Source organism: Streptomyces sp. NPDC001933, assembly GCF_042890955.1.
GTDB lineage: Bacteria > Actinomycetota > Actinomycetes > Streptomycetales > Streptomycetaceae > Streptomyces.
Window position 1 is genome coordinate 37,275 of sequence record NZ_JBIASS010000016.1, and the last position, 22,652, is coordinate 59,926.

A 22,652-nucleotide genomic window follows, 5' to 3' on the forward strand; every position below is an offset into this window, starting at 1 on the left:
CCCACGTTTGCTTCTGTTCTGCGCCCCTGGCCCCCGCGAATAACCAGCCGGGTGGTCGGGGGCGCAGTTCGTTCGAGAGGAAAGCTCAGCTCCCATGGCGAAGATCCTGAAGTTCGACGAGGACGCCCGTCGCGCCCTTGAGCGCGGCGTCAACAAGCTTGCCGACACGGTCAAGGTGACGATCGGCCCCAAGGGCCGCAACGTCGTCATCGACAAGAAGTTCGGCGCTCCCACCATCACCAACGACGGTGTCACCATCGCGCGCGAGGTCGAGCTCGACGACCCGTACGAGAACCTCGGTGCCCAGCTGGTGAAGGAGGTGGCGACCAAGACCAACGACGTCGCGGGTGACGGTACGACCACCGCCACCGTGCTGGCCCAGGCGCTCGTCCGCGAGGGTCTGCGCAACGTCGCCGCCGGTGCTTCCCCGGCCGCCCTGAAGAAGGGCATCGACGCCGCGGTCAAGGCCGTGTCCGAGGAGCTCCTCGCGACCGCCCGCCCGATCGAGGACAAGACCGACATCGCCGCCGTGGCCGCGCTCTCCGCGCAGGACCCGCAGGTCGGCGAGCTCATCGCGGACGCGATGGACAAGGTCGGCAAGGACGGTGTCATCACCGTCGAGGAGTCCAACACCTTCGGTCTGGACCTCGACTTCACCGAGGGCATGGCCTTCGACAAGGGCTACCTGTCCCCGTACATGGTGACCGACCAGGAGCGTATGGAGGCCGTCCTCGACGACCCGTACATCCTGATCCACCAGGGCAAGATCGGCTCGATCCAGGAGCTGCTCCCGCTGCTGGAGAAGGTCATCCAGGCCGGTGGCTCCAAGCCGCTGCTGATCATCGCCGAGGACGTCGAGGGCGAGGCGCTGTCGACCCTCGTCGTCAACAAGATCCGTGGCACCTTCAACGCCGTCGCGGTGAAGGCCCCGGGCTTCGGTGACCGCCGCAAGGCCATGCTCGGCGACATCGCAACCCTCACCGGTGCGACCGTCATCGCCGAGGAGGTCGGCCTCAAGCTCGACCAGGCCGGTCTGGACGTGCTGGGCACCGCCCGCCGCGTCACCGTCTCCAAGGACGACACCACGATCGTGGACGGCGGCGGCGAGCCCGGCGACGTCAAGGGCCGGGTCAACCAGATCAAGGCCGAGATCGACGCCACCGACTCCGACTGGGACCGCGAGAAGCTCCAGGAGCGCCTCGCGAAGCTGGCCGGCGGCGTGTGCGTGATCCGCGTCGGTGCCGCCACCGAGGTGGAGCTCAAGGAGAAGAAGCACCGTCTGGAGGACGCCATCTCCGCGACCCGCGCCGCGGTCGAGGAGGGCATCGTCTCCGGTGGTGGCTCCGCCATCGTCCACGCCGTCAAGGTGCTGGACGGCAACCTCGGCAAGACCGGCGACGAGGCCACCGGTGTCGCGGTCGTGCGCCGCGCCGCCGTCGAGCCGCTGCGCTGGATCGCCGAGAACGCGGGCCTCGAGGGCTACGTCATCACCTCGAAGGTCTCCGAGCTCGACAAGGGCCAGGGCTTCAACGCCGCGACCGGCGAGTACGGCGACCTGGTGAAGGCCGGCGTCATCGACCCGGTCAAGGTCACCCGCTCCGCGCTGGAGAACGCCGCGTCCATCGCGTCGCTGCTGCTCACGACCGAGACCCTGGTCGTCGAGAAGCCGGCCGAGGAAGAGGCCGAGGCCGGCCACGGCGGTCACGGCCACTCGCACTGACGCCTGGTCACCGGCGCCTGGCCACTGAGGGCTCACCGCCCCCGGAAGGCCGGGCAGCCCTCGGAAGACCGAAGGCAGCAGAAGGCCCCCTGCCCCACCGCTCGACGGTGGGACAGGGGGCCTTCGGGCGTTCAGGCCGAGTGGCTCAGGCTGCCGGAGTGCACCGGGTCCGCGAAGGGCAGGCCGGCCGCGAACCGCTCCAGCTCGTCCAGCGCCTGGTCGGCCATCCGGTGCAGCTCGTCGCCCAGCGAACCCGCGACGTGCGGGGTGAGCAGCACGTTCGGCAAGGTGTACAACGGCGAGTCGGCGGGCGGGAGTTCGGGGTCCGTCACGTCCAGCACCGCCTGGAGCCGCCCGGCCGTCAGCTCGGGCAGCAGCGCGCCCTCGTCGATCAGCGAACCCCGCGCCGTGTTGATCAGCGTCGTCCCGTCCGCCATGGCGGCCAGCTGCGCCGCACCGATCAGATGGTGGGTCTCCGGGAGCTGGGGGGCGTGCACCGAGACGACGGAGCTGCTCGCGCACAGCTCGTCGAGCGAGGTGAGCCGTACGCCGAGCCGTGCCGCCTCCGGGCCGTCCACGTACGGGTCGTACAGCAGCACGTCCAGGTCGAAGGGGCGCAGCAGCTCGATCACGCGCCGGCCGATCCGGGAGGCGCCGACGATGCCGACGGTACGGCGGTAGTTGCCGGCCCCGTCGAGCTCCGCGAGCCAGTCGTGCTCGGTGCGCAGACCGCGGTAGCGCTCCGCGGAGCGCAGCACCCGCTTGCCGGCGAACAGGATCGCGGCGAGGGTGAATTCGGCGACCGGCAGGGCGTTGGCCCCGGCCGCCGAGGTGACGGTGATGCCGCGTTCCCAGCAGGCGTCGGTGATGTGGTGCTTCACGGAGCCCGCGGCGTGCACGACGGCCCGCAGCCGGGGCGCGCCCGCCAGTACCCCGGCGGTGAGCGGGGTCGCGCCCCAGCAGGTGAACAGCACCTCGGCCTCGGCGAGCGCGGCGGCCACCTCGGGCGTCGGGTCGGCCAGGTCGTGGGCGACGAAGTGCGGGTCGGTGCGGGTGAGGGCGGCCAGCCGGGTGCGGTGGCGGTCGGCGAGGAGACGGTCGGCGATGCCGGGCCCCATCGCGAGCAGGGCCGTCGGCCGGTTGTCAGTGGCGTGGGGCATGGTGGGACTCGTACTCCTCAGGGCTCGCGGTGAGGTCACTTGACGCTGCCGGCGGTCAGTCCGGCCTTCCAGTGCCGCTGCAGCGAGACGAAGGCGACGATCAGGGGGATGACGGCGAGGAGGGACCCGGTGACGACGAGCGGGTAGAAGCTCGGCTCGCCGTGGGTGTTGGTGTTCCAGGAGTACAGACCGAGGCTCAGCGGGAAGAGCTTGCGGTCCGAGAGCATCACGAGGGGGAGGAAGAAGTTGTTCCAGATCGCGGTGAACTGGAAGAGGAAGACCGTCACGAAGCCCGGCATGACCATGCGCAGTCCGATGGACCAGAAGACGCGCAGCTCGCCGGCCCCGTCGATACGGGCGGCCTCCAGGGCCTCGTTCGGTATGTAGCCGGTGCTGAACACCCGGGCGAGATACACGCCGAACGGGTTGACCAGCACCGGGATCAGCACCGACCAGTAGGTGTTGACCAGGCCGGTCTTGGAGGCCAGGAGGTACATCGGCAGGGCGAGCGCCGTGGTGGGCACCAGCACACCCATCAGCACGAGGGCGAACAGCTTCTCCTTGCCCCGGAATTCGTACTTGTCGAAGGCGTATCCCGCGGCGACGCAGATCAGCGAGCAGACGATCGCCCCGCCGCCCGCGTACATGAGGCTGTTGAGGTACCAGCGGAAGTAGATGCCGTCGCCGTAGGAGGCCAGGTTCGACAGGTTCTCGCCGAGGTTGAAGCCCTCGAAGGAGAAGGCGTTGCCCGCGAGCAGGCCGCCGGTGTCCTTCGTGGCGGCGGTGACCAGCCAGACGAGGGGGAAGAGCATGTATACGACGGCGAGCAGGAGAAAGCCGTTGACCGCGGTCTTCGACATCCAGCGGCTGCGGGAGGCGGGGGAGTTCATGCTTTCTTGCCCTTCCGGCCGGTGAAGCGGGTGACGACGAAGGACAGCAGCGCGGCCGTGAGCGCCAGCAGGATGGAGGCGGCCGCGGCGAGACCGTAGTCGTTGCGTTCGAAGGCCGCGGTGTACGCGTACATGTTCGGCGTCCAGGTGGAGGTGACGGCGGAGCCGGTCCCCTTGTTGAGGATCAGCGGCTCGGTGAACAGCTGGAGCGAGCCGATGACCGTGAACAGCGCGACCATCACGACGGAGGCGCGGATCAGCGGAACCTTGATGCTGAGCGCGACGCGCCAGGCGCCGGCCCCGTCGACCGTCGCCGCTTCGAGCACGGAGCGGTCGATCGCCTGCAACGCGGCGTAGAAGATCACCATGTTGTAGCCGAGCCACTCCCACAGGGCGATGTTCACGATCGAGGGAAGGGCGCCTTCGGGGGAGAAGAAGTCGAAGCCGATCCCGCCGGACTCCATGGCGCTGACCACCGGGCTGAGCTGCGGTGTGTAGAGGTACACCCAGATCAGCGCGGCGATGATGCCGGGCACGGCGTGCGGCAGGAAGAGCGCGAGCTGGAAGAACCGGCGGGCACGGGCCAGCGTGGAGTCCAGCAGCAGGGCGAGGGCGAGGGCTCCGATGAGCAGCAGCGGAATGTAGAACAGGCAGTATCCGAGGAGTACGCCGAAGCCCTCGCGGAACGCCCGGTCGCCCAGGGCCGCCGTGTAGTTGTCGAGTCCGCTGAAGACGGTCTCGGTGCCGCCGAAGCCCAGGCCGGACTGCTTCTCGGTGAACAGGCTGAGCCAGACCGCGTAACCGATCGGCAGCACCATGGCCACGGTGAACAGTACGAAGAAGGGCCCCAGCAGGATGGCGGCGGCTCTGGTCGTCCGGGCGCGCTTCATCAGCCTGCGTCCTCGACCTTCAGACCGCGCTTCTTCAGCTCGGCGACAGTGGCGTCGTGCCCGGCCTTCACGGCGTCCTTGATGGTGGTGCCACCGCTGGCGACCTTGCCGAACTGGTCCTTCATGGTGGTGTTCGTGGTGCCGGTCGTCGGACCCCAGCTCCAGTTCTGGCCGATCGACGTCGCGGCGCCCTCGAACACCTGGTAGATGTCCTCGCCGCCGTAGAACCCCGCGTCGAAGGACTTCTTGGCGACCGGGCGCAGGGCGGCCGCGGCCGGGAAGGCGCTCGAAGTGCCGGACTCGATGCGGGCCTTGATGCCTTCCTCGGTGGTCGACATCCAGGTGGCGAACTCGACCGCGGCCTCCGCCTTCTTGCTGGTCTTGGTCACCGCGAAGGTGGAGCCGCCGAGCATGCCGCTGGCGGGCTTGCCGTCCCAGCTGGGCATCGGGGCGACGGCCCACTTGCCGCTCTGCTCGGGCAGCGTGCCCTTGAGGACACCCGCACCCCAGGCGGCGCCGAGGTAGCCGACGGTGCCGCCGTTCTTGAGGGAGTTGGTCCACTCGGGGCTGAACGAGGCGTTGGAGCGGATCAGGTCGTCGTCGAGCAGACCCTGCCAGTAGTCGGCGACCTTGTTGGTGGCCGCGTCGGCGGTGCTGACCTTCCAGGTGTCGCCCTCGGGCTTGTACCACTGGGCGCCGGCCTGCCAGGCCATCGCCTGGAACGTGGTCGGGTCATCGGGGAAGAAGGTGCCGATCCGGGCCTTCTTGTCGGCCTTCTTGATCTTCTCGGCGGCCTTGCGGAACTCGTCCCAGGTCTTGGGGACCTCGACGCCGTACTTCTCGAAGAGGTCCTTGCGGTAGTAGAAGGACTGCGGCGAGGCGTCGAACGGAACGGCCCAGTTCTTGCCGCCGAGCGTCGTCAGCTCGACCGCCTGCGGCAGCAGCTTCTTGCGGATGTCCTCGGTGAAGTACTGGCCGATGTCCTGGAGCGCGCCCTGGCTGACGTACTCCGGAAGCTGCGGGTACTCGATGGAGACCAGGTCGGGGGCGTTGCCCGCCTTCACCGCGTTGGAGATCTTGGCGTAACCGCCCGCGTTACCGGACGGGATCTCCTCGTAGACCACCTTGATGTTCTTGTGCGAGGCGTTGAACGCGTCAACGACCTCCTTGGATCCCTTGGCCCAGCCCCAGAAGGTGATGCTGACGGGCTTGCCGTCGCTTCCGGCGGCGGAGTCGTCGTCACCGCTGCCGCCACAGGCCGTGAGAAGGGCGAGGGCGGTGGCGGTGCCGACAACGGCGAGGGACGTTCTGCTCGGACTGCGGCTCACAGCGAGGCTCCTGAACTGGCGGCGACATTGGCGTTGGCCGTGATCCTTGGACCAGTCGTGACCGAAGTCAAGAGCGAAAGATCGATTGATCGAAAAAAGATCAGATAAGTTACGTACGGAAGGGCATGAGATATCCTGCGAAATCGGGTGCGAGGGCCGCGGGAGCGCCCGCTCCGGGGCCCGCTCCCGCGCCTACGGCAGGCGCGCCCCGCACGAGTCCCTGACCCTCAGCTGCGGCAGCAGCGTCAGATGCCGCCGGGGAGCGCCCGTGCTCTGGCCCAGCCGCTCCACCAGCAGCTCCGTCGCATGGCGGCCCACCTCGCGCTTGGGCGGCGCCACCGCCGTGAGCGGGGTGTCCGCGAGGGCCGCCACCTCGTCGTCGTAGGCGATCAGCGCCAGGTTCTCCGGCACCCGCACACCCAGCTCGGCCAGACGCTGCACCACCTGGATCGCGTCCACGTCGTTGTGGATCAGCGCCGCCGTCGCCACCCCCGACAGGACCGCCTCGCGCAGCGCCCGCACCGCCTCCTCGAAGGCGTCCGGGGCGAGTTCGGCCGGTACGGAATCGATCACGTCCTGCGGTGCGCGCAGCCCGAGCACGGCCAGCGCCTCCGCGTACCCGGACCGCACCGCGACGGCGGTCGGGGAGTCCGCGCGGGCCATCAGCAGCGGGGCCCCGTGCCCGAGCTCCACCAGGTGGCGGACGGCCAGCAGCACACCGTGCGCGTGGTCCGAGCAGACCCGGTCCAGGCCGTCCAGCGGGGAGCCCGCGGTGGGCCTGCGCTCCAGCAGCACGGTCGGCACGGGCAGCGAGGCGATCCAGTCGCCGAACGCGGCGGGGTCGCCCGGGTCCTGCCAGCCGGGCGCGACCAGCAGCCCCTCGGCGCCCGCGGAGAGCAGGCCCTCGGTGCGGGCGTGGTCCTCCTGCGGCCGGTAGTCGGAGATCCGCAGGATGAGCCTGGCCCCGGCCCTGGCGGCGGCCTCGTGGGCACCGCGGATGACCTCGGCGAAGTAGTAGGTCGACGAGGGCGCGAGCATGCCGAGGACCAGCCCGCCGCCCGTGGCGCCGGGTCCGGCGGCGGCGCCCGGAGCGGCGTCCTGCGGCCAGGACACCGATCCGTGGACCCGGTCGAGCAGGCCGCGGCCGGCCAGCTCCTCCACGTCACGGCGCGCCGTGACGGGCGAGACCCCCAGCAGCGAGGCCAGGTCCGAGACCCGGGCCGAACCCCGTTCCCGTACCAGCCCGAGCAGGCGGTCATGACGTTCAGCAGCACTCTCGCGCACGGCAGCAGTCCCCTCGCAGTGTGTGGCCCGGCCCCCGGTCCGGCCGGTGCCGGCGGCCGTTGTCCGACCCTAGACCAACGTGATCGAACGATGGGAGTTTCGATCATTCAAATGTGATCCATTGACGTTCGATCAATCCGAGTCCAGGATTCCCGGCGATGCGGACGCGTCCCGTCCCACCCCGACGGTCCGCCCCCACCCCGACCGTCCGTCCCGACCCTGACTGTTCGTACGGAGGAATTGTGAGACATCGCGTCACCGCTGCGGCGCTCGCGGCCCTGACTGCCGCGGGCGGCCTGACCGTCGCCGGCCAGACCGCCGCGCAGGCCGCGCCCACCGGCCGTACCTTCCACGTCGACTGCGCCGCGGACCCGGCCGGTGCCACCGGCAGCAAGGCACACCCCTGGACCTCGCTCGCCGAGGCCAACGCGCACACCTACGGCCCCGGCGACCGGCTTCTGTTCAAGCGCGGCGCCACCTGCACCGGCACCCTCGCCCCCACCGGCTCCGGCTCCGCCCATGCCCCGTTCACCATCGCCGACTACGGCGGCGGCCCGGCCCGAGCCAGGCTCGACGGCGCGGGCGCCCATGACGTGGTCCTGCTCGCCGACACGCAGTACGTGCACCTCAGGGCGCTGGAGATCACCAACGCCGACAACCCCAGCAGCGAGCGCAACGGCGTCCGCCTCCGCCTCACCGACTACGGCGTCGCCCGCGGTTTCGACATCTCCGGCCTCTACATCCACGATGTGCGCGGCGGCGACTACAAGACGGTCTCCGGCTCCAGCGCGATCCACATCGCGGTCGAGGGGAAGGCGAAGGCCAGCTGGTACGACGGTCTGGACATCTCTCACAACCGCATCGAGGACGTCGACCGCGAGGGCATCTACTTCAAGTCGACCTTCTCCAAGCGCGACCTGGTCGGCCAGCAGCAGGACCCGAACGTGTACCCGGGGGAGTGGACGCCCAGCACCGGGGTCCGCATCCACCACAACACGCTCAAGTCCCTGGCCGGTGACGGGATGAAGCTCGACACCACCAGCGGCGCCCGCGTCGACCACAACCGGGTCGACGGCTTCCAGCTCCGTTCGCCCTCCGCCAACGCGGGCATCTGGACCTTCAACACCGACGACACGACCGTCGAGTACAACGAGGTCTCCGGCGGCGGCAACACCCACGACGGCATGTCCTTCGACGCCGACGGCGCCTCCCAGAACACCGTCTTCCAGTACAACTACAGCCACGACAACAAGGGCGGCTTCCTGCTGATCTGCCCGTACAGCGGCGCCAAGACCATCGGCACGGTCGCCCGCTACAACGTCAGCCGCAACGACGGCGCCCGGCTCATCCAGAACTGCTGGGGCCCGATCCTGGGCACCGAGATCTACAACAACACCTTCCACAACAAGGAGCAGATCCCCGGCTACCTCGTCCAGGACGACGCCGGCAGCCCCGCCACCACCCAGCACGAACTGTCCATCCGCAACAACATCTTCGTGAGCGAGGGCAGCGGCGGCTACGCCTTCAAGAACCCGACCCCCGGGCTCTCCTTCGACCACAACGCCTTCTACGGCATCGACATGACCCGGCCCAACCCGGGCGGCATCACGGCCGACCCGAAGCTCCGGGCCGACTTCCGGCTCGGCGCCGGCTCGCCCGCCCTCGCCGCCGGAGCCGTCATCGAGAACAACGGCGGCAAGGACTACTTCGGCAACGAACTGAAGCCCGGCGCCCCCAACATCGGCGCCTACGCGGGCCGCGGGGTCCGGTAAACCGCAGCTCACTGAGGACCGTACTTGCGGCCTGTCTTGGAGGTCATCCCTCCGAGCAGGCCGCGCGGCGTCACCTTCACGATGCCCATCAGCGCCTTGTACCGGGGATCGGGGACCGAGACCGACTTGCCGCGCGCCAGGTCCGCCAGGGCCGTCGCCACCAGCTTGTCCGCGTCGAGCCACATCCAGCCCGGGATGTTGCCGGTCCCCATCCCGGCCCGCTGGTGGAACTCCGTCCGTACGAACCCGGGGCACAGCGCCATCAGCCGAACTCCCGTACCGGCCATGTCCTTCGCCGCGCCCTGGGTGAACTGCACGACCCACGCCTTGGAAGCGCCGTACGTGCCGCGCGGCACGAACGCGGCCACCGAGGCCACGTTGACCACGCCGCCCCGGCCGCGCTCCCGCATCCCGGCCGCCGCCGCCGAGGTCAGCCGCAGCACCGCCTCGCAGTGCACCTTCAGCATCTTCAGCTCATCGGCCATGGGCACGTCCAGATAGTGGCCCTTGTTGCCGAACCCGGCATTGTTGACCAGCAGGTCGACCGGATGGCGACGGTCCGTCAACCGGTCCTCGACCGAGGCGATCCCGTCGTCCTCGGAGAGATCGGCCCTCAGCACCTCCGCCTCGATGCCGTGCCGGTCGTGCAGCTCCGTCGCCTGCTCGCGCAGCCGCTCGGTGTCGCGCGCCACCAGCACCAGGTTGTGCCCGTCCGCCGCGAGCCGCCGCGCGAAGGCGGCACCGATCCCCGCGGTCGCGCCCGTAATCAGTGCAGTCGTCATACGCGGCACGTTAGTGCCTGTCCGGCACGCGGCGATCAGCCGTCCGCCGCCGGCTTCCCGGCGTACTTCAGAGCGGCGCGCAGCGCCTCGGGATGCAGCGCCTCCCCGGCGGCGAGCAGCTCCGGCAGCAGGTCCCGCCGCGTGGTGGTGGCCAGGAACTCCATCCGCACGGTGACGTCGTGGTCCGGGCGGTACACGATCTCGACCGGATCCCCGGCCCGGATCTCGCCCGGCTCGATCACCCGCAGATAGGCGCCGGGAGCCGCCGCCTGCGTGAACCGCTTGACCCAGCGTTCCTCCCCGACATGACCGGCGAACGTACGGCACGGAATCCGGCCCGACGTCACCTCCAGCACCAGGTCCGCGCCGATCCGCCAGCGCTCGCCGATCCTCGCGCCGCTCACATCGACCCCGCCGGTCGTCAGGTTCTCGCCGAACGCGCCGTTGGCCAGCGGGCGCCCGAGCTCCCGCTCCCACGCGTCGAGCTCCTCGCGGGCGAAGGCGTACACCGCCTGGTCGGAGCCGCCGTGATGGCGCAGATCGCACACCGAGTCCCCGGCCAGACCGCTGCCGCCGGTGCCCTTGGGCCCGGGATCGGCGACCCGGACCGGCCCGTCGGCCGGCCGCTTGTCGATGCCGGTCACCCCGCCGGGGGCGTCGGTGCAGGAGGCGGCCTTCGGGCGCCCCGTGTTCACGGTCAGCAGCCGCATCGGCCCGGTCGGTTCCATGGACTTCATACCGAGAACGCTAACTACTCCACCCTCAAAGATGTGCGCCAATTATTCACATCCGATCCAAGAGCCGCTTATGGTTGAAGGGTGATCGAAGCCCGTCATCTCCGTGTCCTGCGTGCCGTGGCCGCCACCGGCTCGTTCTCCGCCGCCGCCCGCGAACTGGGCTGCACCCAGCCCGCAGTCAGCCAGCAGATGAAGGCCCTGGAGGCCTCGGCGGGCACCACGCTGCTGATCCGTACCGGACGCGAGATGCGGCTCACCCAGGCCGGTGAGGCCCTCGTCCGGCACGCCTCGGGCATCCTCGCCGGTCTCACCGCCGCCGAGGAGGAGGTCGCCGCCATCGCCGGGCTGCGGGCCGGGCGGGTCCGGCTCGTCTCGTTCCCCAGCGGCAGCTCCACCCTGGTCCCAGGCGCCCTCGCCGCGCTGCGCGCCGCCCACCCCGGCACCCGGGTCTCGCTGGTGGAGGCCGAGCCGCCGCGCTCGGTCGAGATGCTGCGCGAGGGCGACTGCGACATCGCGCTGGCGTTCCGCTACGGAGCCTCCGGCGCCGAATGGGACGACCTGGTGGTGCGCCCGCTGCTCACCGACCGGCTGATCGGCCTGGTCCCCGAGGGGCACCGGCTGTCGGGGTCCGCCACGGTGGGGATCGCCGAGCTCGCCGAGGAGTCCTGGATCGCGGGCTGTCCGCGCTGCCGCCGCCAGCTCGTGGAGGTCTGCGAGGCGTCGGGCTTCACCCCCCGGATCGACTTCGCCACCGACGACTACCCGGCGGTGGTCGGCCTGGTCGGCGCCGGACTCGGGGTCGCCGTACTCCCGGAGCTGGCGATCGAGTCCGTACGCCCCAAGGGTGCGTGCACCGTGACGGTGGAGCCGGCCATCGAGCGCGAGATCGTCGCGCTGACCCTGCCCGACCTGGCCCAGGTCCCGGCGGTGGCCGCCACCCTGGACCGGCTGTCCCTGGCGGCCGCCCGCTGAGGGGCCTGCCTGTACCCCGGCCGCCAGTCGGTGGCCGGGTGCTCGGCCCCCTCGGGGCCTGTCCGGCGGACCAGGGTCGGAAGGACCCCGCCGCGGAAACGTTTTTCTTGTTCTTGTGCGCCTGGCGGGATCAGTCGTGCCCCGGGGCGCCCGACGGCGCCGCGGCCGCGATCAGCCGGCTGCGGGCCCGTCCCATGAGCTCCTCGCGTTCGTCCTCGGTCAGTCCGCCCCACACTCCGTAGGGTTCTCGCACCGCCAGGGCGTGCGCCGCGCACTCGGCGCGTACCGGGCATCGCATGCAGACCTCTTTCGCCGAGTTCTCGCGGGCGCTCCGTGCCGCCCCGCGTTCACCCTCCGGGTGGAAGAACAGTGAGCTGTCCACCCCGCGACAGGCCGCCAGCAGCTGCCAGTCCCAGAGATCGGCGTTGGGTCCGGGAAGGCGGGAGAAATCTGCCATTGCTTGTCCCCTCGAAACCTTGCTGAGTCGGAAACGTCGTTGTCGTCCGTCATCGACCGTGCCCACGACCGTACATCTGCTGTGTAAGTAGATGTAAATATGACTGATTGCGAATCTATCCACAGACACCAGCAAAAGGGAAGAAAACCCGCTAAATGGGGCATACCTTCATCTGAAGTTCCGGTTGACGATCGGATGATCCGCGTCGTTCTCCTCCGTGTGCGGCCCCTCACGTAGAGTGCCGAACTCGGTTTCTCGGCCCGTAACTCTTTCGAGTGACCGTCGTTGAGAAGGCGGAGGCGGTTGACGGAAAAAGCGATCGGGCAGGTGTCCGAGAGTGTCAACCGCACAGGTGACGACTTGTAACAGCCTGGAGGCTCAAGGTGACGCGCATCGGCTTCGGAGGACGGTCATGACATCCGTCCTCGTCTGCGACGACTCCCCGCTTGCCCGAGAAGCGCTTCGTCGCGCGGTCGCGACCGTGCCCGGCGTGGAGCGGGTGACGACGGCGGCCAACGGCGAGGAAGTCCTCCGCCGCTGGGGCGCCGACCGTTCGGATCTGATTCTGATGGACGTACGCATGCCCGGTCTCGGAGGTGTGGAGACGGTCCGGCGGCTGCTCTCCGCCGACCCCGGAGCCAGGATCATCATGCTGACCGTCGCCGAGGACCTGGACGGTGTCGCGCTCGCGGTCGCCGCCGGTGCCCGCGGCTATCTGCACAAGGACGCCTCCCGCGCGGAGCTGCGCGCCACCGTCACCCAGGCGCTGGCCGATCCGACGTGGCGGCTCGCCCCGCGCCGGCTGCGGTCGGCCGAGATGGGCGCGGCGCCGACGCTCACCGCACGTGAGATCCAGGTGCTCGAAGGAATGAGCCACGGCCGTTCGAACGCCGAGATCGGCCGTGAGCTGTTCCTCTCCGAGGACACGGTGAAGACGCACGCCAGGCGTCTGTTCAAGAAGCTCGGCGCCTCGGACCGGGCGCATGCCGTGGCGCTCGGCTTCCGCTGGGGCCTGGTCCGCTGAGGTCCGGCCATGGCCGGCAGTCGATCGATTCCCCGCCCGCGCAGCGGCGGGCGGGGCGACGTGACCGACATGCGCGCGACGGGTTCCGCCCGACCGGCGGAGCCCGTCGCGCCGACGCTATGTGACGCTTCCCGGCCGATGCCGCATCCTTGAGATGTGGAGTTCCTCGGGAACGATTCGGTCGAGCGGAAGGGGAGGGCGCAGGACATGACTTCCGGCGCACCCGCTCATAACGCTTCGGTGCACAACTACGGACGCGGCGGCACGGATGATGCGGCTCCGGGGCACCATGGTCCGATGCGCGACGACGAGACGACGGCGATCGGTGCCCTGGTGCACCGTGCCGTCGAGGGCGACGCGCAGGCCACCCATGATCTGCTGGCCCATGTCCACCCCCTCGCGCTGCGCTACTGCAGGTCGCGGCTGAACCGGCTGCCCGGTGATGCTCGCCACTTCGTGGAGGACCTGGCGCAGGAGGTCTGTGTCGCGGTGCTGATGGCGCTGCCGCGCTACAAGGACACCGGCAGACCCTTCGAGGCCTTCGTGTTCGCCATCGCGGGCCACAAGGTCGCCGATCTCCAGCGCGCCGCCATGCGGTACCCGGGGTCGACGGCCGTGCCGTCCGACGAGATGCCCGAGCGGCCGGACGATTCGCTCGGGCCCGAGGAGCGGGCCCTGCTCAGCAGCGATGCCGCCTGGGCGAAGAAGCTCCTGGCCAACCTCCCGGAGAACCAGCGCGAGCTGCTGGTCCTGCGGGTCGCCGTCGGGCTCACCGCCGAGGAGACCGGGCAGATGCTGGGCATGTCGCCGGGCGCGGTCCGGGTCGCCCAGCACCGGGCCCTGAGCAGGCTGCGGGCGCTCGCGGAGCAGTGAGCGGACGCGGTCGGTGCCGTCCGCGAGGTTCCGTACGAAGCTACAGAACCTCCAGGTGATCTTGCTCGTGGAATGAGACACCCCCGCAGGCCGTTAGCATGGACATCCGCACCGATCAAGGCCATATGGGGAAGGTGTCATGACTGCAAACGTCGACGGAGTGCCCGAGAAATTCGCGACGCTCGGGCTGACATACGACGACGTGCTGCTGCTGCCCGGCGCATCCGAGGTGCTGCCGAACGCGGTCGACACCTCGTCCCGTATCTCCCGCAATGTACGCGTGAACATCCCGCTGCTCTCCGCAGCGATGGACAAGGTCACCGAGTCCCGCATGGCCATCGCCATGGCGCGGCAGGGCGGCGTCGGTGTCCTGCACCGCAACCTGTCGATCGAGGACCAGGTCAACCAGGTCGACCTCGTGAAGCGTTCCGAGTCCGGCATGGTGACCGACCCGATCACCGTGCACCCGGACGCGACGCTGGCCGAGGCCGACGCGCTGTGTGCCAAGTTCCGCATCAGCGGTGTCCCGGTGACCGACCCGGCGGGCAAGCTGCTCGGCATCGTCACCAACCGCGACATGGCGTTCGAGTCCGACCGCAGCCGCCAGGTGCGCGAGGTCATGACGCCGATGCCGCTCGTGACCGGCAAGGTCGGCATCTCCGGCGTCGACGCCATGGAGCTGCTGCGCCGCCACAAGATCGAGAAGCTTCCGCTGGTCGACGACGCGGGCGTCCTCAAGGGCCTCATCACGGTCAAGGACTTCGTGAAGGCCGAGCAGTACCCGAACGCGGCGAAGGACGCCGAGGGCCGGCTCCTCGTCGGCGCGGCGGTCGGCGCGAGCCCCGAGGCCCTGGAGCGCGCTCAGGCGCTGGCCGGGGCGGGCGTGGACTTCCTCATCGTCGACACCTCGCACGGCCACAACAGCAACGCGCTGAACTGGATGGCGAAGATCAAGTCCAGCGTCGGCGTCGACGTCATCGGCGGCAACGTCGCGACGCGTGACGGCGCGCAGGCCCTGATCGACGCCGGTGTCGACGGCGTCAAGGTCGGCGTGGGCCCCGGCTCCATCTGCACCACGCGCGTGGTCGCCGGTATCGGCGTCCCGCAGGTCACCGCGATCTACGAGGCCGCTCTCGCCGCCCGCGCGGCCGGTGTCCCGGTCATCGGGGACGGCGGTCTGCAGTACTCCGGCGACATCGGCAAGGCGCTCGCCGCCGGTGCCGACACGGTCATGCTGGGCAGCCTCCTCGCGGGCTGCGAGGAGTCTCCCGGCGAGCTGCTCTTCATCAACGGCAAGCAGTTCAAGTCGTACCGCGGCATGGGTTCCCTCGGGGCGATGCAGTCCCGTGGACAGGGCCGCTCGTACTCCAAGGACCGCTACTTCCAGGCCGACGTGGCCTCGGACGACAAGCTCGTCCCCGAGGGCATCGAGGGCCAGGTGCCCTACCGCGGCCCGCTGGCCAACGTGCTGCACCAGCTCGTCGGCGGCCTCCGCCAGACGATGGGCTACGTGGGCGCCGCCTCCATCGACGAGATGGAGACCAAGGGCCGCTTCGTCCGCATCACGTCCGCGGGGCTCAAGGAGAGCCACCCGCACGACATCCAGATGACGGTCGAGGCGCCGAACTACAGCCGCAGCAAGTAGTCGCCGACGGTGCCAGGGGCGGCCCGGGGACTCCCGGGGCCGCCCCTGGCGCGTATGTCGGGGATACTGGAAGGCGCTGAAACGCAGAGGGAAAGGCCACACACGTGACTGAGATCGAGATCGGGCGCGGCAAGCGCGGCCGCCGGGCGTACGCATTCGACGACATCGCCGTCGTTCCGAGCCGCCGTACCCGCGACCCGAAGGAGGTCTCGATCGCCTGGCAGATCGACGCCTACCGTTTCGAGCTGCCGTTCCTGGCCGCTCCCATGGACTCCGTGGTCTCCCCGCAGACCGCGATCCGCATCGGTGAGCTCGGCGGCCTCGGCGTCCTCAACCTCGAGGGCCTGTGGACCCGGCACGCCGACCCGCAGCCGCTGCTCGACGAGATCGCCGAGATGCCCGTCGAGTCGGCGACCCGCCGCCTCCAGGAAATCTACTCCGCGCCGATCCAGGAGGAGCTGATCGGGCAGCGCATCAAGGAGGTGCGCGACTCCGGTGTCGTCACCGCCGCCGCGCTCTCCCCGCAGCGCACCGCGCAGTTCTCCAAGGCCGTCGTCGACGCGGGCGTGGACATCTTCGTCATCCGCGGTACGACGGTCTCCGCCGAGCACGTCTCGGGTGCTGCCGAGCCGCTCAACCTCAAGCAGTTCATCTACGAGCTGGACGTCCCGGTGATCGTCGGCGGCTGCGCCACGTACACCGCCGCCCTGCACCTGATGCGTACCGGTGCGGCCGGTGTCCTCGTCGGCTTCGGCGGCGGCGCCGCGCACACCACGCGCAACGTCTTCGGCATCCAGGTCCCGATGGCGACCGCGGTCGCCGATGTGGCCGGCGCCCGCCGTGACTACATGGACGAGTCCGGCGGCCGGTACGTGCACGTGATCGCGGACGGCGGCGTCGGCTGGTCCGGCGACCTGCCGAAGGCCATCGCCTGCGGTGCGGACGCCGTGATGATGGGCTCCCCGCTGGCCCGTGCGACGGACGCGCCGGGCCGCGGCCGGCACTGGGGCATGGAGGCCGTCCACGAGGACGTGCCGCGCGGCAAGCTGGTGGACCTGGGCTCGGTCGGCACCACCGAGGAGGTCCTGACCGGTCCTTCGCACACCCCCGACGGCTCGATGAACATCTTCGGCGCGCTGCGCCGTGCGATGGCGACGACGGGGTACAGCGACCTCAAGGAGTTCCAGCGCGTCGAGGTCACGGTGGCGGACTCGCAGCACCGCCGCTGACGCTGTGTCGTAGCGGGCTGTGTCGTTTCAGGACGTGATTGGGGCCCCACCGGGTCGGTGGGGCCCCAATCACGTGCGTGCCTTGGGAAGTGGTTCCCCGCTCGCCAGTGTTGTGACGGAGCTCAGATCTCGCTCAATTCTGGTGGGAGATTCGTGTGCGGAGCCGCGAGCGGGACTAGCGTCGGTGGCGCTGCTGTGACCGGCAGCCACGACGAGGGGAAAGCTTTGCGATTCACGAATTCGACTGTCGCCCGAGGGATAGGCGCTGCAACTACCGTTCTTGCTATCGTCCTTGCGACGATGGGCATGGCTGGTGAAGCCCAGGCCGTCAGCAAGCGGGCTTGCCTGAGCAGCGGTGGGCACTTCGTCTACTGCAAGCTCAAGAACGTCAAGTACGAGGGTGTGGTCCAGGGGAAGGCGGCCATCGCCATGGTTCAGGGGCGGGGGCCCATGACGCTCACACTGACTTCCATCGAGACCGTGAGCAACACCAAAAGCTCGACGGTCACGGTAACTGCGGGGGCCGTCTCGGGTGCAGTCGGGTTCGACGTCACGAAGTCCCGCACGAAGAGCATGTCGGGCAGCTGGGACGTTCCGAAGGGCAAGTTCGGGACGCTGAAGGCATACCCGCTCTACAAGTCGTACTCCTTCAAGATCTACAGCAAGCTCGACGGCAGCTACGTGGGTAAGGGCACGGCACGCAAGGCGATTGGGTATCGCTACAAGCACTCTGCGAAGTAATTGCGCCGTCGACGGAAGGTGCAGACGGAGGTGGGCCCGGACCGCAGCGGCGGTCCGGGCCCACCCGTATGTGTCCGCGCGACTAGCCGGCGGCCTTCTTGGCGCCGGAGAACGCGGCGACCGCCGCGATGGCGAAGAAGAGGTACGAGATGAAGTTCGAGTCGGCCTTCCACAACTCGTTCAGCGCGCCGAAGTGGTCGAAGAACAGCTCGGAGACGGTGACCGGGAGCTCCTTGGCCGCGATCATCGCCTCGCCGAGCAGCTGGCCGAAGTAGACGGCGACCAGCGAGAGCAGGGCGCTGACGACCGGCAGCGCGGGGTTGCGGCCGCCGACCTTGCCCGAGGCGAAGCCGACGACGAAGCCGACACCCACGGCCGCGTAGCCGATCTCGTGCTTGGTGGCGCCGATGATGGCGCCGTAGACGGCCGCGGCGACGACGGCCGCGACGACGGCGGCGGCCAGGCCGAGGCCGATGTTGTTGCGTACCGGGGCCGGCGGGGTGAACGGCGCGCCGCCGAACGGGGCGCCCGGCTGCTGGCCCGCGAACGGGTTGCCGCCCGGGTTGCCTGGCTGCTGGCCCGCGAACGGGTTGCCGCCGGGCTGGGCGTCGTGCGGCTGGTTCGGCGGCGGCACGGGCTGGCTCATGTTGATATCCCCCCTGGGACGGAAGCGCACGACTGTGCGAGAAGTGACGCCGCAGGCTAGCAGCAGCCTGTGACATCTCCTACCGAAATCCTGGGGAGAGATGTTTAAAGCCGGTGTGCGGCCCCCGCCGGGGTCGCTCCCCGGGTGTCCAGGAGGAGCTGGGCCTTCACGGCGAGGCCCTGGAGGTCGTACGTCCGGTGGTGCTGGAGCAGCACCGTGAGGTCTGCGCTGGACGCCGCCTCGTACAGCGAGTCGGCGCGCGGGACCGGGCGCTCGCGTACCCGCCAGTCCAGGACGTGCGGGTCGTGGTAGCCGATCTGGGCACCCATGTCCATCAGCCGGGTCGCGATCTCCCGGGCGGGGGAGCCCTCCTGGTCGGCGAGGTCGGGCTTGTAGGTGACCCCGAGCAGCAGTACCCGGGCGCTGCGGACGGACTTGCCGTGTTCGTTCAGCAGGGTGGCGCAGCGCTGGATCACGTACTGCGGCATCCGGCCGTTGATCTCCTGGGCGAGCGAGACCATCCGCAGGGGGTGGCCGGGGGTGCGGCTGTTGTACGGGAGGTAGCCCGGGTCGACGGGTGCGCCGTGGCCGCCGACGCCGGGGCCGGGGCGGAACGGCTGGAAGCCGAAGGGCTTGGTCTCGGCGCAGCGGATGACGTCCCACAGGTCGACGCCGAGGTCGTGGCAGAGCACCGCCATCTCGTTGACCAGGGCGATGTTGACGTGCCGGAAGTTGGTCTCCAGGACCTTGGTCATCTCGGCCTCGCGCGGTCCGCGCGCCCGGACGACCTTGTCGGTGAGCCGGCCGTAGAAGGCGGCGGCGGATTCGGTGCAGGCGGGGGTGAGGCCGCCGATGACCTTGGGGGTGTTGGCGTAGACGTGGGTCCGGTTGCCGGGGTCGAGGCGGCTGGGGGAGCAGGCCAGGTGGAAGTCGCGGCCGGCGCGCAGCCCCGAGCCCTCTTCGAGCAGCGGCAGCAGGTAGTTCTCGGTGGTGCCGGGCGGTACGGCCGATTCGAGCAGCACGGTGGTGTGCGGGCGCAGCCGGGCGGCGAGTGCGCGGGCGGCGTCGCCGACAGCAGTGAGGTCGATGGTGCGGTCGGCGCCGAGGGGGGCGGGCGCGCAGATCACCGCGGTGCGGACCCGGCCCAGTTCGACCGGGTTGGTGGTGGGCCGGAAGCCCCCCGAGAGCATCCGGCGGATCTCCGAGGCGGTGAGCGATCCCTCGACGGGGGTGCGGCCCGCGGAGAGTTCCGTGTAGGCGCTCGGGTCGGTGTCGTAGCCGACGGTCTGCACGCCCGCGGCCACGGCGGCCTGGGCGAGCGGCAGGCCGAGGTGGCCGAGTCCGATGACTGCGAGGTCTGCGGGCATGTGGATGGGCCGTCCTTCCCGTCGGACTATGACCATGAGGGCAGAAAGCGCAACCGCTGTGGACAGCGCAATGTCACACTAGGCTTATATATGACCTATATGTCGCATTGTGAGCTTCTGTCGTCCCGGTGTTGTCCACAGGCGGTGGCCGAAGTCGTGGACGCCGGACAGAATCGAGAGGTGGGCGCGGGCAGCCCCGGCCGCCGTGCCGGGTCGCGTCCCCGTGCCGGACCACCCCGATCTACCCGGGAGGCAGCAGTGAGGACAGCGACACTGGGACCTGCGGAGCGCGCCGAGGCGCTGGACGCCATGGCCGAGCGCGAACTGGACGTGCTGGTCGTGGGAGCGGGCGTGGTCGGCGCCGGCACGGCGCTGGACGCGGCGACGAGAGGGCTCTCGACCGGGCTGGTCGAGGCACGCGACTGGGCGTCGGGCACATCGAGCAGGTCGAGCAAGCTGATCCATGGCGGGCTGCGGTATCTGGAGATGCTCGACTTCGCGCTCGTCCGCGAGGCGCTGAAGGAGCGCGGGCTGCTCCTGGAGCGGCTGGCCCCGCACCTGGTGAAGCCGGTGCCGTTCCTCTACCCGTTGCAGCACAAGGGCTGGGAGCGGTTCTACGCCGGTTCCGGCGTGGCGCTCTACGACGCGATGTCGGTGTCGTCGGGCCACGGCCGCGGCCTGCCCGTGCACCGCCATCTCTCCCGCCGCCACGCCCTGCGCGTCGCCCCGGCGCTGAGGAAGGACGCCCTGGTCGGGGCGTTGCAGTACTACGACGCACAGATGGACGACGCCCGCTATGTGGCGACCCTGGTGCGCACCGCCGCCGGTTACGGCGCGCACGTGGCCAACCGTGCGCGGGTGGTCGGCTTCCTCCGGGAGGGCGAGCGGGTCGTCGGCGCCCGGGTGGAGGATGTCGAGGCGGGCGGTGAGTACGAGGTCAGGGCCAAGCAGGTGGTCAACGCGACGGGGGTCTGGACGGACGACACCCAGGCGCTGATAGGGGAGCGCGGGCAGTTCCACGTCCGGGCGTCCAAGGGCATTCACCTGGTCGTCCCGAAGGACCGCATCCACTCCTCGACCGGCCTGATCCTGCGGACCGAGAAGTCCGTCCTCTTCGTCATCCCGTGGGGGCGGCACTGGATCATCGGGACCACGGACACCGACTGGGACCTGGACAAGGCCCACCCGGCGGCGTCCAGCGCCGACATCGACTACCTGCTCGAACACGTCAATTCGGTCCTGGCCACGCCCCTGAGCCGGGACGACGTCCAGGGCGTGTACGCCGGGCTGCGGCCGCTGCTGGCCGGTGAGTCCGACGCGACCAGCAAGCTCTCGCGCGAGCACACGGTGGCGCATCCGCTGCCGGGCCTCGTGGTGGTGGCGGGCGGCAAGTACACGACGTACCGGGTGATGGCCAAGGACGCCGTGGACGAGGCGGTGCACGGCCTGGACCAGCGGGTGGCGGCCTGCGTCACCGAGGAGATCCCGCTGCTGGGCGCGGAGGGATACCCGGCGATGTGGAACGCCAGGGCGAGGATCGCGGCCCGGTCCGGACTCCATGTCGCCCGGGTGGAACATCTGCTCAACCGGTACGGCTCGGCGACCGAGCAGATCCTCGAACTGATCCTCGCCGATCCGGTGCTGGGGGAGCCGCTGCCCTCGGCCGACGACTACCTGAAGGCCGAGATCGTCTACGCCGCCTCGCACGAGGGGGCCCGCCATCTCGACGACGTACTGACCCGCCGGACCCGGATCTCCATCGAGACCTTCGACCGGGGCACGCGCAGCGCCCGGCTCTGCGCGGAACTGATGGCACCGGTGCTGGGCTGGGACGAGGGCCAGATCGACCGGGAGGTCGAGCACTACGAGAAGCGGGTGCAGGCGGAGCGCGAGTCGCAGCGCCAGCCGGACGACCTCACGGCGGACGCGGCGCGGCTCGGGGCGCCGGACATCGTGCCCATCTAGGAGCTCCGGGGACTCTCCGGCCGGTCGCAGAACTCCGCTTCGAGCAGTGCGGGTTCGAGGGTCCGCGCGTCGGCCAGCGTGTCCGTGTCGATGCGGTACGTCAGGGTGTGGAGCCCGTCGCGCGTCGCGGCGGTACGGACGTAACTGCCCGCTATGTGGCCGTTGTGCCCCCAGACGGTGGTGCCGCAGGAGAGCTTCTGCGGATAGATGCCCAGTCCGTAGACGCCGTGCGTGGCCCGGGTGTTCAGCAGGATCGCCAGCTGGGCGGGCGCGAGGAGACGGCCGCCCAGCAGGGCCGAGTAGAAGCGGTTCAGATCGTCGAGCGTGGAGATCAGCTCACCGGCCGCGCCCGCCGTGCGGGGGTCCAGCGCGGTGACGTCGCGCAGAGTGCCGTCGGCCGGATCGCGGGTGTAGGCACGGCCGTGCGGGGAGGGCAGGGCGGTACGGGAGCCGGGGAGGGAGGTGCCCGTGAGGTGGAGGGGGGTGATGATGCGGTCGCGGATCTCGGTGGCGTAGCTGTGTCCGGTGACCCGTTGAACGACGAGTCCGAGTACGGCGTAATTGGTGTTGGAGTAGGCGTAGCGGCCGGGGGCGCTCGTCGGACGGTGAGTCAGGGCGACGCGGACCGCCGCGACGGCCGTGAGGGGGTGGGCGGATGGATCGGCGGTGTAGTCGTGGAGGCCGCTGGTGTGGCTGAGCAGGGCGCGCAGGGTGATGCGGCGGCCGTCGTTGCCGTTGCCGCGCACCAGCCCCGGCAGCAGCCGCTCGACCGTGTCCGTCAGCTGGAGCCGTCGTTCCCGGGCGAGTTGGAGCACGACCGTGGCGACGAAGGTCTTGGTGATGCTGCCCGCCCGGAACCGGTCCGCCCGCCGGATTCCGGGGCCTGTCGAGCGATAGGTGTCGTACGGTGCGGTGGAGGCGCGGCGGGCCAGCAGCGCCGCCGTGGGGGCACCGCCCTCGGCGACGAGCCGGGGAAGGTAGGCGGCCGCGGGCGTGAGGTGTGGTTCGCTGGGCAGGGGCACCGTTCCCAGGCCGAGCAGCACCAGCAGCAACGGGGCGGCGAGCAGTGCCCTGGGCATCGGCATGGCGGGGATTCCCTTCCTCGGGGCACATCATGGCGGGCCCGTGGACCCGGCACCATGACCCGTGCCGGGGTGAGGGACAATGAAC

Annotated in this window: 20 protein-coding genes; 9 read left to right on the forward strand and 11 right to left on the reverse strand. The window is 70.1% G+C overall.

The annotated features are described in order from the left end of the window. The first annotated feature begins 94 nt into the window (after positions 1–94). Positions 95–1,720 carry a chaperonin GroEL gene (gene groL, locus ACFYY7_RS31800; protein ID WP_266730323.1) on the forward strand — a complete coding sequence of 542 codons (1,626 nt, stop codon included), beginning with the start codon at positions 95–97 and terminating at the stop codon, positions 1,718–1,720. 131 nt (positions 1,721–1,851) lie between these two features. Here groL and ACFYY7_RS31805 read toward each other — a convergent pair whose 3' ends face one another. The 5 genes from ACFYY7_RS31805 to ACFYY7_RS31825 all read right to left on the reverse strand — a co-directional run bounded on the left by ACFYY7_RS31805 (position 1,852) and on the right by ACFYY7_RS31825 (position 7,272). Continuing rightward, positions 1,852–2,880 carry a hydroxyacid dehydrogenase gene (locus ACFYY7_RS31805; protein ID WP_388667290.1) on the reverse strand — a complete coding sequence of 343 codons (1,029 nt, stop codon included), beginning with the start codon at positions 2,878–2,880 and terminating at the stop codon, positions 1,852–1,854. Positions 2,881–2,915: 35 nt separating this feature from the next. Further along, complete coding sequence (locus tag ACFYY7_RS31810) at positions 2,916–3,770, reverse strand: carbohydrate ABC transporter permease (RefSeq protein ID WP_266730320.1); 855 nt, start codon at positions 3,768–3,770, stop codon at positions 2,916–2,918. Next, a complete protein-coding gene (locus ACFYY7_RS31815) occupies positions 3,767–4,660 on the reverse strand; it encodes a sugar ABC transporter permease (protein ID WP_327273458.1) in 894 nt (297 codons plus the stop codon). The genes ACFYY7_RS31810 and ACFYY7_RS31815 overlap by 4 nt, the downstream gene beginning before the upstream one ends. Continuing rightward, positions 4,660–5,988 (reverse strand): ABC transporter substrate-binding protein, encoded by a 1,329-nt coding sequence (locus ACFYY7_RS31820; protein ID WP_388667295.1) that lies wholly within the window; start codon positions 5,986–5,988, stop codon positions 4,660–4,662. The genes ACFYY7_RS31815 and ACFYY7_RS31820 overlap by 1 nt, the downstream gene beginning before the upstream one ends. Before the next feature lie 192 nt (positions 5,989–6,180). Further along, positions 6,181–7,272: a substrate-binding domain-containing protein gene (locus tag ACFYY7_RS31825; protein ID WP_388667298.1), complete on the reverse strand. Its 1,092-nt coding sequence runs from the start codon at positions 7,270–7,272 to the stop codon at positions 6,181–6,183. 242 nt (positions 7,273–7,514) lie between these two features. Between ACFYY7_RS31825 and ACFYY7_RS31830 the strand changes: the two genes are divergently transcribed. After that, the gene (locus tag ACFYY7_RS31830; protein ID WP_388667300.1) at positions 7,515–9,044 is read left to right on the forward strand and encodes a right-handed parallel beta-helix repeat-containing protein; all 1,530 of its coding nucleotides are present in this window, start codon (positions 7,515–7,517) and stop codon (positions 9,042–9,044) included. Positions 9,045–9,052: 8 nt separating this feature from the next. On the opposite strand, the gene ACFYY7_RS31835 is transcribed toward ACFYY7_RS31830, so the two are convergent. Together ACFYY7_RS31835 and ACFYY7_RS31840 are read right to left on the reverse strand one after the other, a co-directional pair. Then, positions 9,053–9,826, reverse strand: coding sequence for an SDR family NAD(P)-dependent oxidoreductase (locus tag ACFYY7_RS31835; protein WP_388667303.1), 774 nt, complete (start codon positions 9,824–9,826; stop codon positions 9,053–9,055). A gap of 35 nt (positions 9,827–9,861) precedes the next feature. Beyond that, a complete protein-coding gene (locus ACFYY7_RS31840) occupies positions 9,862–10,536 on the reverse strand; it encodes an MOSC domain-containing protein (protein WP_388667464.1) in 675 nt (224 codons plus the stop codon). Positions 10,537–10,644: 108 nt separating this feature from the next. On the opposite strand from ACFYY7_RS31840, the gene ACFYY7_RS31845 reads away from it, so the two are divergent. Further along, positions 10,645–11,535 (forward strand): LysR family transcriptional regulator, encoded by an 891-nt coding sequence (locus ACFYY7_RS31845; protein WP_388667307.1) that lies wholly within the window; start codon positions 10,645–10,647, stop codon positions 11,533–11,535. 130 nt (positions 11,536–11,665) lie between these two features. On the opposite strand, the gene ACFYY7_RS31850 is transcribed toward ACFYY7_RS31845, so the two are convergent. Continuing rightward, positions 11,666–11,992 carry a WhiB family transcriptional regulator gene (locus tag ACFYY7_RS31850; RefSeq protein ID WP_266730313.1) on the reverse strand — a complete coding sequence of 109 codons (327 nt, stop codon included), beginning with the start codon at positions 11,990–11,992 and terminating at the stop codon, positions 11,666–11,668. Positions 11,993–12,404: 412 nt separating this feature from the next. Here ACFYY7_RS31850 and ACFYY7_RS31855 point away from each other — a divergent pair, with 412 nt between their 5' ends. From ACFYY7_RS31855 to ACFYY7_RS31875, 5 genes are all read left to right on the forward strand, one after another. Further along, positions 12,405–13,016: a response regulator transcription factor gene (locus tag ACFYY7_RS31855; RefSeq protein WP_003948568.1), complete on the forward strand. Its 612-nt coding sequence runs from the start codon at positions 12,405–12,407 to the stop codon at positions 13,014–13,016. A 297-nt stretch (positions 13,017–13,313) separates the two neighbouring features. Next, entirely contained in the window at positions 13,314–13,889 is a 576-nt protein-coding gene (locus ACFYY7_RS31860) for a sigma-70 family RNA polymerase sigma factor (protein WP_376312453.1), read from the forward strand. A gap of 139 nt (positions 13,890–14,028) precedes the next feature. Then, positions 14,029–15,534 carry an IMP dehydrogenase gene (gene guaB / locus ACFYY7_RS31865; protein WP_326767275.1) on the forward strand — a complete coding sequence of 502 codons (1,506 nt, stop codon included), beginning with the start codon at positions 14,029–14,031 and terminating at the stop codon, positions 15,532–15,534. A 104-nt stretch (positions 15,535–15,638) separates the two neighbouring features. Beyond that, entirely contained in the window at positions 15,639–16,763 is a 1,125-nt protein-coding gene (locus ACFYY7_RS31870) for a GuaB3 family IMP dehydrogenase-related protein (RefSeq protein ID WP_072486665.1), read from the forward strand. Positions 16,764–16,958: 195 nt separating this feature from the next. Next, complete coding sequence (locus tag ACFYY7_RS31875; RefSeq protein WP_388667312.1) at positions 16,959–17,504, forward strand: hypothetical protein; 546 nt, start codon at positions 16,959–16,961, stop codon at positions 17,502–17,504. 82 nt (positions 17,505–17,586) lie between these two features. Here ACFYY7_RS31875 and ACFYY7_RS31880 read toward each other — a convergent pair whose 3' ends face one another. Both ACFYY7_RS31880 and ACFYY7_RS31885 read right to left on the reverse strand, forming a co-directional pair. Continuing rightward, positions 17,587–18,150, reverse strand: a complete 564-nt coding sequence (locus ACFYY7_RS31880; protein WP_388667314.1) for a hypothetical protein — start codon at positions 18,148–18,150, stop codon at positions 17,587–17,589. 104 nt (positions 18,151–18,254) lie between these two features. Continuing rightward, the gene (locus ACFYY7_RS31885; RefSeq protein ID WP_388667316.1) at positions 18,255–19,517 is read right to left on the reverse strand and encodes a nucleotide sugar dehydrogenase; all 1,263 of its coding nucleotides are present in this window, start codon (positions 19,515–19,517) and stop codon (positions 18,255–18,257) included. Positions 19,518–19,775: 258 nt separating this feature from the next. Here ACFYY7_RS31885 and ACFYY7_RS31890 point away from each other — a divergent pair, with 258 nt between their 5' ends. Further along, positions 19,776–21,482, forward strand: coding sequence for a glycerol-3-phosphate dehydrogenase/oxidase (locus ACFYY7_RS31890; RefSeq protein WP_388667318.1), 1,707 nt, complete (start codon positions 19,776–19,778; stop codon positions 21,480–21,482). Here ACFYY7_RS31890 and ACFYY7_RS31895 read toward each other — a convergent pair. After that, entirely contained in the window at positions 21,479–22,567 is a 1,089-nt protein-coding gene (locus tag ACFYY7_RS31895; RefSeq protein WP_388667320.1) for a serine hydrolase domain-containing protein, read from the reverse strand. The two genes, ACFYY7_RS31890 and ACFYY7_RS31895, sit on opposite strands and share 4 nt — an antisense overlap. Between the last annotated feature and the right edge of the window lie 85 nt (positions 22,568–22,652).

Coding starts and splice junctions, on each gene's coding strand:
- ACFYY7_RS31850 (WP_266730313.1), bottom strand. CDS start 11,992: ATGGCAGATTTCTCCCGCCTTCCCGGACCCAACGCCGATCTCTGGGAC.
- ACFYY7_RS31835 (WP_388667303.1), bottom strand. CDS start 9,826: ATGACGACTGCACTGATTACGGGCGCGACCGCGGGGATCGGTGCCGCC.
- ACFYY7_RS31855 (WP_003948568.1), top strand. CDS start 12,405: ATGACATCCGTCCTCGTCTGCGACGACTCCCCGCTTGCCCGAGAAGCG.
- ACFYY7_RS31840 (WP_388667464.1), bottom strand. CDS start 10,536: ATGCGGCTGCTGACCGTGAACACGGGGCGCCCGAAGGCCGCCTCCTGC.
- guaB (WP_326767275.1), top strand. CDS start 14,029: ATGACTGCAAACGTCGACGGAGTGCCCGAGAAATTCGCGACGCTCGGG.
- ACFYY7_RS31815 (WP_327273458.1), bottom strand. CDS start 4,660: ATGAAGCGCGCCCGGACGACCAGAGCCGCCGCCATCCTGCTGGGGCCC.
- ACFYY7_RS31895 (WP_388667320.1), bottom strand. CDS start 22,567: ATGCCGATGCCCAGGGCACTGCTCGCCGCCCCGTTGCTGCTGGTGCTG.
- groL (WP_266730323.1), top strand. CDS start 95: ATGGCGAAGATCCTGAAGTTCGACGAGGACGCCCGTCGCGCCCTTGAG.
- ACFYY7_RS31810 (WP_266730320.1), bottom strand. CDS start 3,770: ATGAACTCCCCCGCCTCCCGCAGCCGCTGGATGTCGAAGACCGCGGTC.
- ACFYY7_RS31885 (WP_388667316.1), bottom strand. CDS start 19,517: ATGCCCGCAGACCTCGCAGTCATCGGACTCGGCCACCTCGGCCTGCCG.
- ACFYY7_RS31880 (WP_388667314.1), bottom strand. CDS start 18,150: ATGAGCCAGCCCGTGCCGCCGCCGAACCAGCCGCACGACGCCCAGCCC.
- ACFYY7_RS31860 (WP_376312453.1), top strand. CDS start 13,314: ATGCGCGACGACGAGACGACGGCGATCGGTGCCCTGGTGCACCGTGCC.
- ACFYY7_RS31805 (WP_388667290.1), bottom strand. CDS start 2,880: ATGCCCCACGCCACTGACAACCGGCCGACGGCCCTGCTCGCGATGGGG.